This window comes from Aeromonas sp. FDAARGOS 1409, assembly GCF_019048705.1.
Taxonomy (GTDB): domain Bacteria; phylum Pseudomonadota; class Gammaproteobacteria; order Enterobacterales; family Aeromonadaceae; genus Aeromonas; species Aeromonas sanarellii.
Window position 1 is genome coordinate 2,015,001 of record NZ_CP077395.1, and the last position, 14,364, is coordinate 2,029,364.

At 63.6% G+C, this 14,364-nt stretch carries 10 protein-coding genes, 1 tRNA gene, 2 rRNA genes and 1 riboswitch (1 of these 14 cut by a window edge); of the genes, 10 read left to right on the forward strand and 3 right to left on the reverse strand.

The genetic code is table 11. The features are described 5' to 3' along the window. The 9 genes from I6L39_RS09655 to cbl all read left to right on the forward strand — a co-directional run. A 23S ribosomal RNA gene (locus I6L39_RS09655) occupies window positions 1–1,184 on the forward strand; it begins 1,705 nt to the left of the window's first position. Window positions 1,185–1,308: 124 nt separating this feature from the next. Continuing rightward, window positions 1,309–1,423: ribosomal RNA gene (rrf, locus tag I6L39_RS09660) — 5S ribosomal RNA — on the forward strand. Window positions 1,424–1,519: 96 nt separating this feature from the next. Continuing rightward, window positions 1,520–1,596, forward strand: a tRNA-Asp gene (locus I6L39_RS09665). 434 nt (window positions 1,597–2,030) lie between these two features. Continuing rightward, window positions 2,031–3,032, forward strand: coding sequence for a sulfate ABC transporter substrate-binding protein (locus I6L39_RS09670; protein WP_042078603.1), 1,002 nt, complete (start codon window positions 2,031–2,033; stop codon window positions 3,030–3,032). A gap of 39 nt (window positions 3,033–3,071) precedes the next feature. Continuing rightward, the gene (locus I6L39_RS09675; RefSeq protein WP_042078604.1) at window positions 3,072–3,647 is read left to right on the forward strand and encodes an alpha/beta hydrolase; all 576 of its coding nucleotides are present in this window, start codon (window positions 3,072–3,074) and stop codon (window positions 3,645–3,647) included. 282 nt (window positions 3,648–3,929) lie between these two features. Then, window positions 3,930–4,769, forward strand: coding sequence for a sulfate ABC transporter permease subunit CysT (cysT, locus tag I6L39_RS09680; protein ID WP_216991654.1), 840 nt, complete (start codon window positions 3,930–3,932; stop codon window positions 4,767–4,769). After that, window positions 4,766–5,659: a sulfate ABC transporter permease subunit CysW gene (gene cysW / locus I6L39_RS09685; RefSeq protein ID WP_042078607.1), complete on the forward strand. Its 894-nt coding sequence runs from the start codon at window positions 4,766–4,768 to the stop codon at window positions 5,657–5,659. Before cysT ends, cysW begins: the two co-directional genes overlap by 4 nt. A gap of 32 nt (window positions 5,660–5,691) precedes the next feature. After that, window positions 5,692–6,759: a sulfate/molybdate ABC transporter ATP-binding protein gene (locus I6L39_RS09690; RefSeq protein WP_042078608.1), complete on the forward strand. Its 1,068-nt coding sequence runs from the start codon at window positions 5,692–5,694 to the stop codon at window positions 6,757–6,759. Window positions 6,760–6,875: 116 nt separating this feature from the next. Next, window positions 6,876–7,823, forward strand: a complete 948-nt coding sequence (gene cbl, locus I6L39_RS09695; RefSeq protein WP_209794757.1) for an HTH-type transcriptional regulator Cbl — start codon at window positions 6,876–6,878, stop codon at window positions 7,821–7,823. 80 nt (window positions 7,824–7,903) lie between these two features. Here the strand turns inward: cbl and I6L39_RS09700 are convergent, their stop codons facing one another. The 3 genes from I6L39_RS09700 to I6L39_RS09710 all read right to left on the reverse strand — a co-directional run bounded on the left by I6L39_RS09700 (window position 7,904) and on the right by I6L39_RS09710 (window position 12,021). Beyond that, a complete protein-coding gene (locus tag I6L39_RS09700; RefSeq protein ID WP_216991655.1) occupies window positions 7,904–8,431 on the reverse strand; it encodes a cytochrome b in 528 nt (175 codons plus the stop codon). A 98-nt stretch (window positions 8,432–8,529) separates the two neighbouring features. Further along, complete coding sequence (gbpA, locus tag I6L39_RS09705; RefSeq protein WP_216991656.1) at window positions 8,530–9,954, reverse strand: N-acetylglucosamine-binding protein GbpA; 1,425 nt, start codon at window positions 9,952–9,954, stop codon at window positions 8,530–8,532. A gap of 66 nt (window positions 9,955–10,020) precedes the next feature. Next, window positions 10,021–10,106: riboswitch (cyclic di-GMP riboswitch) on the reverse strand. 232 nt (window positions 10,107–10,338) lie between these two features. Further along, the gene (locus I6L39_RS09710) at window positions 10,339–12,021 is read right to left on the reverse strand and encodes a methyl-accepting chemotaxis protein (RefSeq protein WP_042078614.1); all 1,683 of its coding nucleotides are present in this window, start codon (window positions 12,019–12,021) and stop codon (window positions 10,339–10,341) included. Between the two features lie 295 nt (window positions 12,022–12,316). Here I6L39_RS09710 and I6L39_RS09715 point away from each other — a divergent pair, with 295 nt between their 5' ends. After that, window positions 12,317–14,161 carry a M3 family metallopeptidase gene (locus I6L39_RS09715; protein ID WP_216991657.1) on the forward strand — a complete coding sequence of 615 codons (1,845 nt, stop codon included), beginning with the start codon at window positions 12,317–12,319 and terminating at the stop codon, window positions 14,159–14,161. Window positions 14,162–14,364: the final 203 nt, after the last annotated feature.

Consider the following 14,364-nt stretch of genomic DNA (forward strand, 5'->3'; position numbering starts at 1 on the left):
AAGTCCCTTGCGGATGGAGCTGACGGGAGTCGCAGTGACCAGATGGCTGGGACTGTTTATCAAAAACACAGCACTCTGCAAACACGAAAGTGGACGTATAGGGTGTGACACCTGCCCGGTGCCGGAAGGTTAATTGATGGGGTTAGCGCAAGCGAAGCTCTTGATCGAAGCCCCGGTAAACGGCGGCCGTAACTATAACGGTCCTAAGGTAGCGAAATTCCTTGTCGGGTAAGTTCCGACCTGCACGAATGGTGTAACCATGGCCATGCTGTCTCCACCCGAGACTCAGTGAAATCGAATTCGCCGTGAAGATGCGGTGTACCCGCGGCTAGACGGAAAGACCCCGTGAACCTTTACTACAGCTTGGCACTGAACATTGAACCTACATGTGTAGGATAGGTGGGAGGCTTTGAAGGCGTGACGCCAGTTGCGCTGGAGCCGTCCTTGAAATACCACCCTTGTATGTTTGATGTTCTAACGCAGGGCCCTGAATCGGGCTCGCGGACAGTGCCTGGTGGGTAGTTTGACTGGGGCGGTCTCCTCCCAAAGAGTAACGGAGGAGCACGAAGGTTGGCTAATCCTGGTCGGACATCAGGAGGTTAGTGCAATGGCATAAGCCAGCTTAACTGCGAGACGGACAGGTCGAGCAGGTACGAAAGTAGGTCATAGTGATCCGGTGGTTCTGAATGGAAGGGCCATCGCTCAACGGATAAAAGGTACTCCGGGGATAACAGGCTGATACCGCCCAAGAGTTCATATCGACGGCGGTGTTTGGCACCTCGATGTCGGCTCATCACATCCTGGGGCTGAAGTCGGTCCCAAGGGTATGGCTGTTCGCCATTTAAAGTGGTACGCGAGCTGGGTTCAGAACGTCGTGAGACAGTTCGGTCCCTATCTGCCGTGGGCGTTGGATGATTGAAGGGAGTTGCTCCTAGTACGAGAGGACCGGAGTGAACGAACCTCTGGTGTTCGGGTTGTCACGCCAGTGGCACTGCCCGGTAGCTAAGTTCGGAATCGATAACCGCTGAAAGCATCTAAGCGGGAAGCGAGCCCTGAGATGAGTCATCCCTGACCCCTTGAGGGTCCTAAAGGGCCGTTGGAGACCACAACGTTGATAGGTGGGGTGTGTAAGCGCGGCGACGTGTTGAGCTAACCCATACTAATTACCCGTGAGGCTTAACCATACAACACCCAAGAAGTGTTCGAAGACTTGTAGCAAGTGCATGAACTACTTACAAATTCAGTGGTAATGACAAAGCAAACTAGCCGAGTTGTTATTCACATCAGCTTTCTGGATTGAAGAATTTGCCTGGCGGCAATAGCGCAGTGGAACCACCTGACCCCATGCCGAACTCAGAAGTGAAACGCTGTAGCGCCGATGGTAGTGTGGCATTCGCCATGCGAGAGTAGGACACTGCCAGGCACCCAATTAAACAGCGATGTGCAAAATAACATCACTGGCTGCGAGGATGACACCTCATAGAAGCGGCAAATGATTTAGCGAAAGCTAACCGAATGCGGAGCGGTAGTTCAGTCGGTTAGAATACCGGCCTGTCACGCCGGGGGTCGCGGGTTCGAGTCCCGTCCGCTCCGCCACTAATTTGAAGGCCTTCCCTGACGGGAAGGCCTTTTTGCTATCCGGCATTTGTGCATGGGAATCGGGAATCAAGGGACAGCAAACAGGGCTTCGCCTCGCCCACTCCTTGTCAAGCCCGTCTCTGCCCACAACCTCCTGAGCCTCGTGCCCTGCCTCTCGCTCACCGCCACTGACAAACCGCCAGAACGGGCGGATTTTGGATGCCCCTTTGGCGCACCGTATTCACTGGCCCGGTCTCTCGACCGGGCTTTTTCATGCCCGGTGTGGCGGTATCTGTGGACTATCTCGGTGGTGGAAAGAAGCCGGGAACAGGCGTCCGCACTCGGAAAAGGTCTGATATACAGTAAAGAGATAAGCAAAGCGCTTTTTCTTTCTTCATGGAATATGAATAAGCGGGCATGCTGTACTCAACCCAACGATATGGAGTATCACCATGAAACTGCGAATGACCGCTTTGACCCTTCTTTCCCTGCTGGCGCTTGGCCAGGCCAATGCTGCCGAAGTGCGCCTGCTGAACGTCTCCTATGACCCGACTCGCGAGCTGTTCCAGGAGTACAACGGCGCCTTCGCCAAGGAGTGGAAGGCCAAGACCGGCGATGATGTGGTGGTGAGCCAGTCTCACGGTGGTTCAGGCAAGCAGGCACGTGCCGTGGTGGACGGGCTGGAGGCTGACGTAGTCTCCCTGGCGCTGGCCTATGACGTCGATGCTGTGGCCAAGGCGGGTCTCACTGCCAGCGACTGGGAAGGACGGCTTGCCAACAATGCCTCTCCCTATACCTCCACCATCGTCTTCCTGGTGCGCAAGGGCAACCCCAAGCAGATCAAGGATTGGGACGACCTGGTACGCAAGGATGTCGCCATCATCACCCCGAACCCCAAGACCTCCGGTGGCGCGCGCTGGAACTATCTGGCGGCCTGGGGCTATGCCCTGAAGAAGAGCGGCAGTGAAGAGGGGGCCAGGCAGTTCGTCGGCGATCTCTACAAGAACGTGAAGGTGCTGGATTCCGGTGCCCGTGGCGCCACCACCAGCTTCATTGAGCGCGGGCTCGGGGACGTGCTGCTGGCCTGGGAAAACGAAGCCTTGCTGGTACTCAATCAGCCGGGGACCAGCGACAAATTCGAACTGGTAGTGCCGTCTGTCTCCATCCTGGCGGAGCCGCCGGTCGCGGTGGTGGACAAGGTGGCCAAGAAGCACGGCACCGAAGCCGTCGCCAAGGCTTACCTCGACTACCTCTACTCCGACGAGGGGCAGCGGATCATCGCCAAGTATCACTATCGCCCGAGCAACCCGGCGATCCTGAAGGAGACGTCTGCCCAGTTCCCCACCCTGAACCTGTTCACCGTCAAGGATCTGGAAGGTGACTGGGACAAGGCGCAGAAGAAGCACTTCGCCCAGGGCGGTCTGTTCGACCAGATTTACCAACCGGGCGGCTAAGGCTGGCCGGCCCCTGTGACAACAGCGAGGAACACCAAGATGAACAAGATCCTTCTGGTTCCCGGTCTGCACAACAGTGGGCCGGATCACTGGCAGAGCCGCTGGCACCAGCAGTTTCCCCAGTGGCAGCGGATGGTGGGTCTGCCCTGGGACAAGCCGGATTTAACGGTCTGGAGCGCCAAGCTGGCGAGCAAGCTCAGGAGCCGGCGCAGCCGGGTACACCTGGTGGCCCACTCCTTCGGTGCCCTGACGGCGATCGCCGCCGCCCGGCTGCAACCGGACAAGGTCTCCTCCATCCTCATCGTGGCGCCTGCCGATCCGGCTCGTTTCGGCATTCCGGACGAGGCGCTGGCGGGATCCATCAAGGTCTCTGCCCAGCTGATCGCCAGCCGCAATGATCCCTGGATGAGCTTCGAGCGAGCCGAGTATTGGAGTCGTCAGTGGCAGGTGCCGCTGTTCGATGCCGGCGAGGTGGGCCACATCAATGCCCAATCCGGTCATGGGGAGTGGAGCCAGGGGCTCAACCTGCTGAGCACCCTTCATCGCCGGGCCGAGATGGTGGTGGAGCCCGCGTCGACCGAGTGGGATAGGCGGGCGGCCCTCAGCTTCCGTTGATATTCCATCGATATGACAAGGAGAGTTCCCGCAAGATGTCAGACAGGCTCGCCACCCTGATCCCATAGTGACGCTCTTTGCAGTTCCGGTTTCACCGCTCCGTTTTTGTTAGGTCTTTTATTTATATAAAAGACCTTTTTTTATATTTATCGCTCTAAAAGCCTTGTCCCACCGTGGTTAGATAAAAAAGTGCTTAGCAAAGGCGTTATTGATGTTTGTTGTCCCTGGCCCCAGTGAGCAAAATCGCCATATCTAAAGTTATTTATAACAAACGGATGTGTTATGCGATTAAGTTCTTATTCCGTCCTGCCGGGTCTGGGGCCCACGCTGGGCTTCAGTCTGCTCTATCTGGGCATACTGGTGCTGCTGCCGCTCTCGGCGCTGGTGCTGTTCACCGTGAACCACCTGACCGCCGCCGAGTTCTGGCAGGTGATCGGCTCCCCCCGGGTGCTCGCTTCCTTCCGTCTGAGCTTCGGGGCCGCCTTCATCGCGGCGCTGCTCAACAGCCTGTTCGGCCTGATCCTGGCCTGGGTGCTGGTGCGCTACACCTTCCCCGGCCGCCGCCTGGTGGATGCGCTGATCGACCTGCCCTTCGCCATGCCCACCGCCGTCTCCGGCATCGCCCTGTGCGCCATCTTCGCCCCCAACGGCTGGATCGGCCAGTGGGTCGCCCCGCTCGGCATCGAGCTGGCCTACAACCCCATCGGGGTGGTGATAGCCCTGACCTTTATCGGGCTGCCCTTCGTGGTGCGCACCCTGCAGCCCGTGCTGCGGGAGGCGGAAACCGAGCAGGAGGAGGCCGCCGCCAGCCTGGGAGCCAATCGCTGGCAGACCTTCGCCCGGGTGCTGTGGCCGACCCTGGTGCCGGCATTGCTGACCGGTTTCGCCTTGGCCTTTGCCCGGGCGGTGGGGGAGTACGGCTCCGTCATCTTTATCGCTGGCAATTTGCCCATGGTCTCCGAGATAGCGCCGCTGATGATCATGAGCCACCTGGAGGAGTATGACTACGCGGGGGCTTCCGCCATCGCCTCCGTCATGCTGCTGATCTCGTTTGTCTTGCTGTTGATCATCAACAAGTTGCAGGCCTGGAGCTGGGCCCGCATCGGAGGGAGCCGTATATGAGCGCATCCAGTGCAAGTCTCGATCTGGCCCCAGGTGCCGTCACTGTGACCCAGGTGCGCCAGCCCCCGGTCATCCGTGAGCCGGCCTGGGTCAAATGGCTGCTGATCACGGTCGGTCTGGGCTGGTTTGCCGCCCTGCTGTTGCTGCCGCTGGCCACCGTCTTCATCCAGGCCCTGCGACCTGGGCTGGCCTTCTTCTGGCACGCCATCAGCGAGCCGGATGCCCTGAGCGCCCTCGGGCTGACGGCCCTGGTGACGCTCTGCGCCGTACCCCTGAACCTGCTGTTCGGTGTGGCGGCGGCCTGGGCCATCGCCCGCTTCCGCTTCCCGGGGCGGCAACTGCTCATCACCATCATCGATCTGCCGTTCTCGGTGTCCCCCGTCATCGCCGGCCTGATGTTCGTGCTGATGTTCGGCAGTCGCGGCTGGTTCGGCGAGTGGCTCGGCGAGCACGACATCAAGATCATCTTCGCCACCCCGGGGATCATCCTCGCGACCACCTTCATCACCGTGCCCTTCGTGGTGCGCGAGCTGCTGCCCCAGATGGAGGCGCGCGGCCCGGAGGAAGAGGAGGCCGCCATCATGCTGGGGGCAAGCGGGTTGCAGATGTTCTGGCGCGTCACCCTGCCCGGCATCCGCTGGAGCCTGATGTATGGCCTGCTGCTCTGTACCGCCCGGGCGGTGGGGGAGTTCGGCGCCGTCTCCGTGGTCTCCGGCCATATTCGCGGCCAGACCAACACGCTGCCACTGCACATCGAGATCCTCTACAACGAGTACCAGACCGGCGCCGCCTTCGCGGTGGCCAGCCTGCTGGCGCTGTTCGGGATCTTCACCCTGCTGGGTGAAACCCTGCTGGCCAGGCTGCGCAGTCAGCCGACCCAGTCCCATTGATCTCGAATTAACGGTTATCAAGAGAGGCATCCATGAGCATTCAGGTGCAAGGACTCAACAAGCATTTCAATCAGTACGCGGCCCTGGCCGATATAAACCTCGACTTTCACGACGGTGAACTGGTGGCCCTGCTGGGCCCCTCCGGCTGCGGCAAGACCACCTTGCTGCGGATCATCGCCGGGCTGGAGCAGGCCGACAGCGGCAGCGTCATCATCCGCGGAGAGGATGCATCGGATCTCCACGTGCGCGATCGCAACGTCGGCTTCGTGTTCCAGCACTACGCCCTGTTCCGCCACATGACGGTGTTCGAGAACGTGGCGTTCGGCCTGAGGGTCAAGCCGCGCGCCGACCGACCGAACGAGGAGGCCATCCGCGCACGGGTCAAGGAGCTGCTGGATCTGGTGCAGCTCAGCCACGTGGCCGGACGCTATCCTACCCAGCTCTCCGGCGGCCAGCGTCAGCGGGTCGCCCTGGCCCGCGCCCTGGCGGTGCAGCCCAAGGTGCTGCTGCTGGACGAGCCCTTCGGCGCCCTCGACGCCCAGGTGCGCAAGGAGCTGCGCCGTTGGCTGCGCGAACTGCATGACGAGCTGCACGTCACCAGCCTGTTCGTGACCCACGATCAGGAGGAGGCGCTGGAGGTGGCGGATCGGGTGGTGCTGATGAACGCCGGCAAGGTGGAGCAGATAGGCACCCCGGCCGAGGTCTATGACCAGCCCGCCAGCGCCTTCGTGCACAGCTTCCTCGGCAGCGTGAACCTGTTCCGCGGCCGGGTGGCCGGGCAGGGGCTCGGCATCGGCGAGCAGCAGCTGGGGGGCCCTATCCCCTCCCACCTGGCGGAGGGGAGCGCGGCCATCGCCTATGTGCGCCCCCACGAGCTGGAGATACTGCCGGCGGACGCCCCGGGGGGCATTCGCGCCACCATCACCCGACTGCTGCCCATGGGGCCGCGCATCCGGGTGGAGCTGCGTGGTGACGGGGAGACGGGAGGTGCCCATTACGAGGCCGAGCTGAGTAAGGAGGCCGCCCGGGCCTTCGCCCCCGGCCAGGGGGTACGTCTGGTGGCCAGGCAGGCACAGCTCTACCCCGACTACCAGATTTGAGGGCGCGCCGCCCGGCGCGGCCCCCCTTCAGGCTTGCAACCGTGCAATGATCCCGGCAATCCATAACAAGAGGACGGTGGCCCGAGCCACCGCCACTCAGCGCAGGAGGCGATGAGGTGAACTTTCAGCAGTTGCGTATCATTCGGGAGGCGGCACGGCGGGATTACAACCTGACCGAGGTGGCCAATGCCCTGTTTACCTCCCAGTCCGGGGTCAGCCGCCATATCCGCGAGCTGGAGGAGGAGCTGGGGCTGGCGCTCTTCATCCGCTACGGCAAGCGGCTGCTCGGCATGACGGAGCCGGGCAAGGAGCTGCTGGTGATCGCCGAGCGCATCCTGGGGGACGCCGACAACATCCGCAAACTGGCGAGTACCTTCGCCAACCGCGACTCGGGCCGGCTGCTGGTGGCGACCACCCACACCCAGGCGCGTTACGCCCTGCCCCGGGTGGTGAAGGCGTTTCGCGAGCAGTTCCCCCTGGTGCAGCTGGAGCTGCGCCAGGGCAGCCCGGAGGAGATAGTGCGGCTGGTGCAGACCGGCGAGGTGGACATCGGCATCAGCAGCGAGCAGCTCGACAAGAGCGAAGGGGTGGTGGCCTTCCCCTACTATCGCTGGCACCACAACATAGTGGTGCCGGAGCAGCATCCCCTCACCGCCGAGCGGGATCTGACCCTGGCGGCCCTGGCCCACTGGCCCATCGTCACCTACCAGGCTGGCCTCACCGGTCGGGCACGGGTGGACGAGGCCTTTGCCGAGGCGGGCATAGTGCCGCAGATCCTGCTGACCGCCCAGGACTCCGACGTCATCAAGACCTATGTCGAGCTGGAGATGGGGGTGGGCATACTGGCGGACATGGCGTTCGACCCCCAGCGGGACAAGGGGTTGGTGCAGCTGGACGGCAGCCGGCTGTTCGCGCCGCACACCGCCTGGATCGGCCTCAAGCAGGGGCAGTTCCAGCACAACTTCACCTGGCAGTTCATCCAGCTCTGCAACCCCGAGCTGGCGCTGGCGGAGATCCAGGCCAGGGCCATGAGCAACGAGCCGCTGGTCGACTACCAGATCTGAGCGCTTTGCCGCGTCCGAAAAAACAGGGAGCCATTGGCTCCCTGTTTGCTTATCCGCCTCTTCCCGGTTCCAGAGACAGGCTAGCGGCCGCTCTGGGGGCCCAGCATGCGATACAGGGTGCGATCCCCCTTGATCCTGTGGTGGTAGAGGGCGGCCGCCACGTGCAGCAGGACCAGCGCCGCCAGCGACAGGCAGCCGACGCGATGGACGCCGAAGAAGAAGGCGTTGACGTCGGGGTCATCGATGGGGTTGGCGACCGGGTAGAGCCAGAACAGGGAGTAGCCCTGCTCCAGCATCAGGAAGCCGCTCAGCAGCACCACACACATCAGGCTGTAGAGCAGGGCGTGAGCCAGCCGGGCGGCGGGGTGGTGCCGGGTCCGCTCCTCGGGCAGGGGGGGCCGCCAGTGCCGCCAGCCCCAGCGCAGCAGGAAGAGCGGGGTGATCAGGGTCGCCATCGACATGTTCAGCTCAGACAGAAATTGAAACAGCCTTGGGTGGCTGTCGATCACCAGGTGCATCAGGTAGCCGGCCAGGGTGGCGTAGAGGATGACGGCGGCCATCAGCCAGTGCAGCAGGCGGCTCAGGGGGTCATAGTAGTCTTTCGTCATGGGATGTTTCCGAGAGGGCCACGGCGGCACGAGGCCGCGGCAGCCAGGATGACAGGCACAAAAAAGAGGCCGCTCGGGCCTCTTCTGCTTGCGGGGGATCAGTTCACCAGGGTCCAGGCATCCTGCCAGTTGGTGCCCACGCCGGGCTCATACTGGGTCGCGGTACTGGTCCAGATGGTGCACCAGCCGCTGTAGGGGTAGGGCTTGCACTGATAGATCCTGCCGTCCTTGGGCTGCAGCACCTTGGTGCCGGCCTGATAGGAGGACAAGCCTTCCGGGAAGCGGTACTGGTAGTCGCCACCGCTGGCCGGATCCTTGAACATCAGATCCAGGGTCTGCTGCAGGGGAGCGCCGCCCGCCTTCGGCTTGCCCTCGATCACCAGCTGGTGATGACCCGTGCTCAGGCCGCCGACCTCCATGGTGAAGCTCTGGCTGCTGTCCTTGATGTCGGCGCTGGTCTGGCCCTTGGCGGCGCCGCCGTGGTCATACAGGGTGTTGGTGACCGCGAGATCCCCCTCGGCCGTGACGGTGAAATTCAGGGTGACCTTGCCGTTGTCGAGCAGGTATTCGCTCTCCAGGCCGCTCACGCTGATGCTGTCGCTCACCGGGGGTTGCTGCTGCTCGAGCTGGACCTCGACCCGCTGCAGGTTGCTGCCCGCCTTCAGATAGACGGGGTTCTGGCCGTAGACCGGGTTGAACTGGCCATCGCTGCCCTGCTGACCGGCGCGGATCTGGCTCTGCTCGGCGTTGATCCTGGCGGCCAGATCGTGGGCCCAGTTGTTCTTCTGACCCTGCTCGGCGGAGCCTATGGTCAGCACTGTCTGCAGATCGGTGCGCTCGCCGTTGGCGTCGAATACCCGGGTCCTGGCCTTGTCGCCGACCGCCAGATCGGTGGAGGGGTAGATGGTCCCGCCCTGGCTCCAGGTCAGCGGCGGCTGGGTACCGCCATCGAACTGGGCGTCGATGAGGTTGTAGAAGCTGTTGGCGGTATCGCCCACCTCCCAGACACCGAGGATGACCTGGTAGCCGGTGCGCGCCGGCAGGGTGCATTGATGGGTGACCTGCTTGGGCGGCTGCACCATGCCCCCGTCGATGACGCAGAATGGATTGAGATCGAAGGAGTCCCGGGTCAGCGGCTGATTCGGGTTCCACTCCTGCTTGGTGAGGTAGTAGCGCCAGTTGCGGGTGACGTGGTTGGCGGTGAAGGTCCAGCCGATGGTGAAGGGACCGGCCTGCACCTGGCGCTTGGTCCAGCGGTCGCTGGTCTGGGCGTTGAGCTCACCAAATTGCGAGTGGCCGGCCGAGGCGATCTGGCCGTCGGCGGGGCCGCCATTGGGGAAGCCTGACGGCGCCTCCAGGCTCTGTGGCTCCCACTGGATGGCGCCGCACTGGCTGTTGCCACCCGTCTTGCACAGATAGTTGCGCGACTCCGGCTGGCTGATGTAGCCGTGGGCGAGCACGCCGCCACTGGCCAGCAGCGCCAGCGCCGCCGCGAGGTGATTGAGTTTGATAGTTGCTGCCATACATTCCTCTGTTCGGTGATGTGGGCAGTCAAGTTGGCAGGGGGAATACCCCGTGACACACCTGAGTGTGGCAACCCCGCTATCCTGGACGTCATGTCTTTAGACCGGAGGCTTTGCGTCCTGGCCTTTCAACCAGTTTGCCAAATGACTACAAAAAGGGTCATGTGCCGCCAATGGCGACCCCTCATCATGACTATATTTTGTTAAAAAATTAAGTGTAAAAATTGACAGGTCTGTCTCATCGGAGCACCGCAATCCGGGATGCCGTCTTCCCGGGGGCTGTTCTTCGGGGCTTGGGGGAGACAGCCCGTAGCGGGCTCTCAGGGGGTTGATGAGGGTCTGTCCCCTGTCAGCCAGGCTGACAGGGGACGACGAGGTGCCACGTCAGTGGCGTGGCTGAGGGGTGACCCTGTGTGTGGACGAGGAGCCCTGAATCGGTCGTGGCGCCAGATCCGGGGCTGTGCTGCCCAGTCTGAACAGGGCCAGGCGCTCGTCCAGACTGCGGGAGAGTCCGGCCAGCAGTTCGCTTTCCCGGGCCAGCTGGGAGGCGGCCTGGGACATCTCGAGCGCCGAGTCGTTGATGCCGCTGACGTTGCGGTTCATGTCCTCCGCCACCATGCTCTGCTGCTCCGCCGCCGTGGCGATCTGGGTCGCCATGTCGCTGACGTGCTGGATGTGGTTGACGATGAGGGAGAGATCCTGACCCGCCTTCTCGGACTGGTTGACACTGCTCTCCGCCAGTTTCCGGCTGGCGTCCATGGCGCTGGCGGCGGTGACCGCCCTTTGCTGCAACTGGGTGATGGTGCTCTGGATCTCCTCGGTGGAGTGACGGGTCCGACTCGCCAGCTGGCGTACCTCGTCGGCCACCACGGCGAAGCCGCGTCCCTGTTCGCCGGCCCGGGCCGCCTCGATGGCGGCGTTGAGGGCCAGCAGGTTGGTCTGCTCCGAGATGGCGCTGATGACCGCCGTCACCTCGCCTATCTGCATCACCCCCTCCTTGAGCTGGTTGACCTGCAGGGTGGCCTGCTCCACCTCGGTGGCCAGCGCCTGGATGCCGTGCACGCTGGCATGGACATCCTGGTTGCCGAGCCCGGCCTCGCTGGTGGCGTCCTGGGTGTCCCGTGCCGTGTTCTCGGCGTGGCCTGCCACGTCGGAGATGGTGGTGCTCATCTCGTTCATGGCGGTGGCGAGCTGGGCCAGCTGATCCCGCTGGCTGTTGACCGCCTGGTTGGTCTGCTCGGCGGAGGCGGCGATGCGCAGGGCGGCATCCGCCACGTTGCGGGCGCCCTGGCTCGCCTCCAGCAGGGCGTGACGAATGGCATCCAGCCCCTGGTTGGTCGCGCTGGCGACGGCCCCCAGTTCATCCTTGCCGTGCACCGGGATGCTCACAACCAGATCCCCGGCGGCCACCCGGGCCATGGCCCGGTTGATCTCGGTGAGCGGGGTGACGATGGAGCGGCTGATGGCCAGGCCCAGCAGCCCCATCAGCAGGATCACCAGCAAGGTGGCCCCGCCCATCAGCCGGTACTGGGACCAGATGGTGGCCTGGATGTCCTGCAGCAGCACGCCGGAGCCCAGGATCCAGCCCCAGGGCTGGTAACCGGCCACCAGCGACATCTTCTGGGCCGCCTCGCCGGAGGGGGAGAGCCACTGGTACTCCAGGCGCCCGCTGCGGCCACCCTTGCCCAGATCCACCATGCGCTGCCAATGGGATTCGGCGGGCGTCCCGCCCATCTGCTGGCCGACCAGCTCCGGCTTGGCGGGATGCACCACCACGTGGCGGTTCTCGTCCAGCACGAACAGGTAGTTGTCCCCGTCAAAGCGCATGCTGTCGAGCATGGCCTTGGCCTGCGCCTGCGCCTGCTCCGGGGGGAGGGTGGCGGCCAGGGTCTGGATCCGGCTCATGGCCAGATCCAGCACCGCCTGCAGCCTGGCTTCCCGCTCGCTCATCAGATTGCGATGCAGGGCACTGGCCGAGATGAACAGCAGTGCGAGGAAGCCGATCAGTGCCAGTGAGAGCAGCAGCATCAGCTTGCGACTCACGGCGATATCACCGAGCTTGAACATAGTCTTTTCCTTACTTTCCCATGCGGGTCTGGTTATGACCGGTCTGCCGGCCGGACCTGATCGTTTTTATTGTTAACATCCATTTAACTTTCAAAGGGTTGTGATGGCTGGTTGCCAATTGGGCGTGCCGGCATCCAGTATAGCCAGCAGACAGCAACCCCCGCTTTTGGTAGCGTGATGACGCGCATCCCGTCGCACAATTTGTCCGCTCTATTTGCAAGAAGTGTGAATGAGTCGGCATCTCACCAAAAAGGAGTGGGCGCCCCCGTGGCTGCCCCATAACAAGAGGGAAGTTATGAGTTCCATTGCCAGGAATTATCTCAACCGGCTCAACGCCGACTACCTGCAGGTGCACAGGCGCAAGGAGGATCTGTTCTGGTCCACCTACATGGGCACCAGTGACGATCAGGCCGGCTTTACCGCCGCAGAGCAGGCCTACAAGGCGTTCTGCGCCGATCCGGCGCGCCTGCCGGTACTGCGTGAAATGCTGGCCCAGGCCGAGGAGGCCGAGCTCAGGCGCGGTCTGGGGGGCTGGATCGCCTTCTTCGAGTGCAACGTCATCGAGGATCCTCAGGCTGCCGCCCTGATGGACGAGCTGGTGGCCGCCGAGGCGGAGCTCTTCGCCCGTCGCAAGGGGTTGAGGCTGACGCTGCTGGACGAGCAGGGTCGCCAGGTGCCCGGCAGTCTGCCCGCCGCCAGCACGGCGCTGGCCGCCAGTAGCGACGAGGCGGTGCGCCAGAGTGCGCTCGCCATGTTCCACACCCTGGAGCAGTGGGTGGTCGGCAACGGCTTTCTCGAGGTGGTGGCCCTGCGCAACCGCTTCGCCCGGGCCATGGGCTATCGGGACTATTTCGACTACAAGGTGCACAAGAACGAGCAGATGAGCCCGGCGCAGCTGTTTGCGGTGCTGGACGACTTCATCGCCCGCACCGAGGAGCGGCTGCACCAGAGCCTGGCCGAGCTGAAGGCCGCCAAGGGGGAAGAGGCCCTGCTGCCCCACAACCTGCGCTACAGCGTGAGCGGCGACGTGACCCGCCGGCTCGACCCCTATGTGCCCTTCTCCCGGGCACTGCAGGATTGGGTCGAGAGCTTCCGCCGCCTCGGTATCCAGTACCGCGGCGCCACCCTGACCCTGGATCTGCTGACCCGGGAGGGGAAATACGAGAACGGCTTCTGCCACGGCCCGGTGCCGAGCTTCTGGCAGGAGGGGGAGTGGGTCCCCGCCGTGGTCAACTTCACCAGCCTGGCCAACCCGGCCCAGGTGGGCAGCGGCTGGAGCGGGCTCAACACCCTGTTCCACGAGGGGGGCCATGCGGCGCACTTTGCCAACGTCACCGGCAACGCCCCCTGCTTCTCCCAGGAGTTTCCGCCCACCTCCATGGCCTATGCCGAGACCCAGTCCATGTTCTGCGACAGCCTGCTGGACGACGCGGACTGGCTCAAGCGCTACGCCAGGAATGCGGCGGGTGAGCCCATCCCAGACGACCTCATCCAGGCGATGATCGAGGCGCGCCAGCCGTTTCGTGCCTTCAATGAGCGCCAGATCGCGCTGGTGGCCTACTTCGAGCGGGATCTCTACGCCATGGACGAGGCCGAGCGCACCCCGGCCGCCGTGCTGGCGCTGGCCCGCCGCTGGGAGCGCCAGATCCTGGGGGTGGAGAGCCCACGCCCGCTGCTGGCCATCCCGCACCTGCTGAACCAGGAGTCGGCCTGTGCCTACCACGGCTACCTGCTGGCGCTGATGGCGGTGGAGCAGACCCGCGCCTACTTCCTGCGCCGGGACGGCTACCTCACCGACAACCCGCGCATCGGCCCGGATCTGGCCGCCCACTACTGGGGACCGGGCAACGGCATGACCCACGACGAGACACTCAGGAGCCTGACCGGCGAAGGCTTCAGCGCCATCCCGCTGGCGACGGTGTGCAACCAGACCGTGGCCGAGGCGTGGCAGCAGGCAGAAGCCTGCATGGCGGCGGCACGCCAGCGTCCGCCGGCGGGGGAGGGCGCCCCGCTCAACGCCCATATCCGGGTGGTGCACGGGGCCGAGCTCATCGCCGACAACCGCGAGTCCGAGGCACGCATGCTGGCGGACTTCGAGGCCTGGATCCGGCGCCAGGAGGCGCCTGCCGGGCAGTCATGACGAGACGAAGCCCCGCCACTGGCGGGGCTTCGTCATTGGAGGCCCGCGTGGCGAACGGGGCTCTCGCCAGGCTGGTCACAGATATGTTTCTCCCGATATATTGAGAATTCATGGCGATCCCATATCATGGCGCTCGCTCGCCACCAGAGAGTGGCGACATTCGGATGATTTGCTAACAAGAGAGCCCTGAAGGCTCGCAGAGG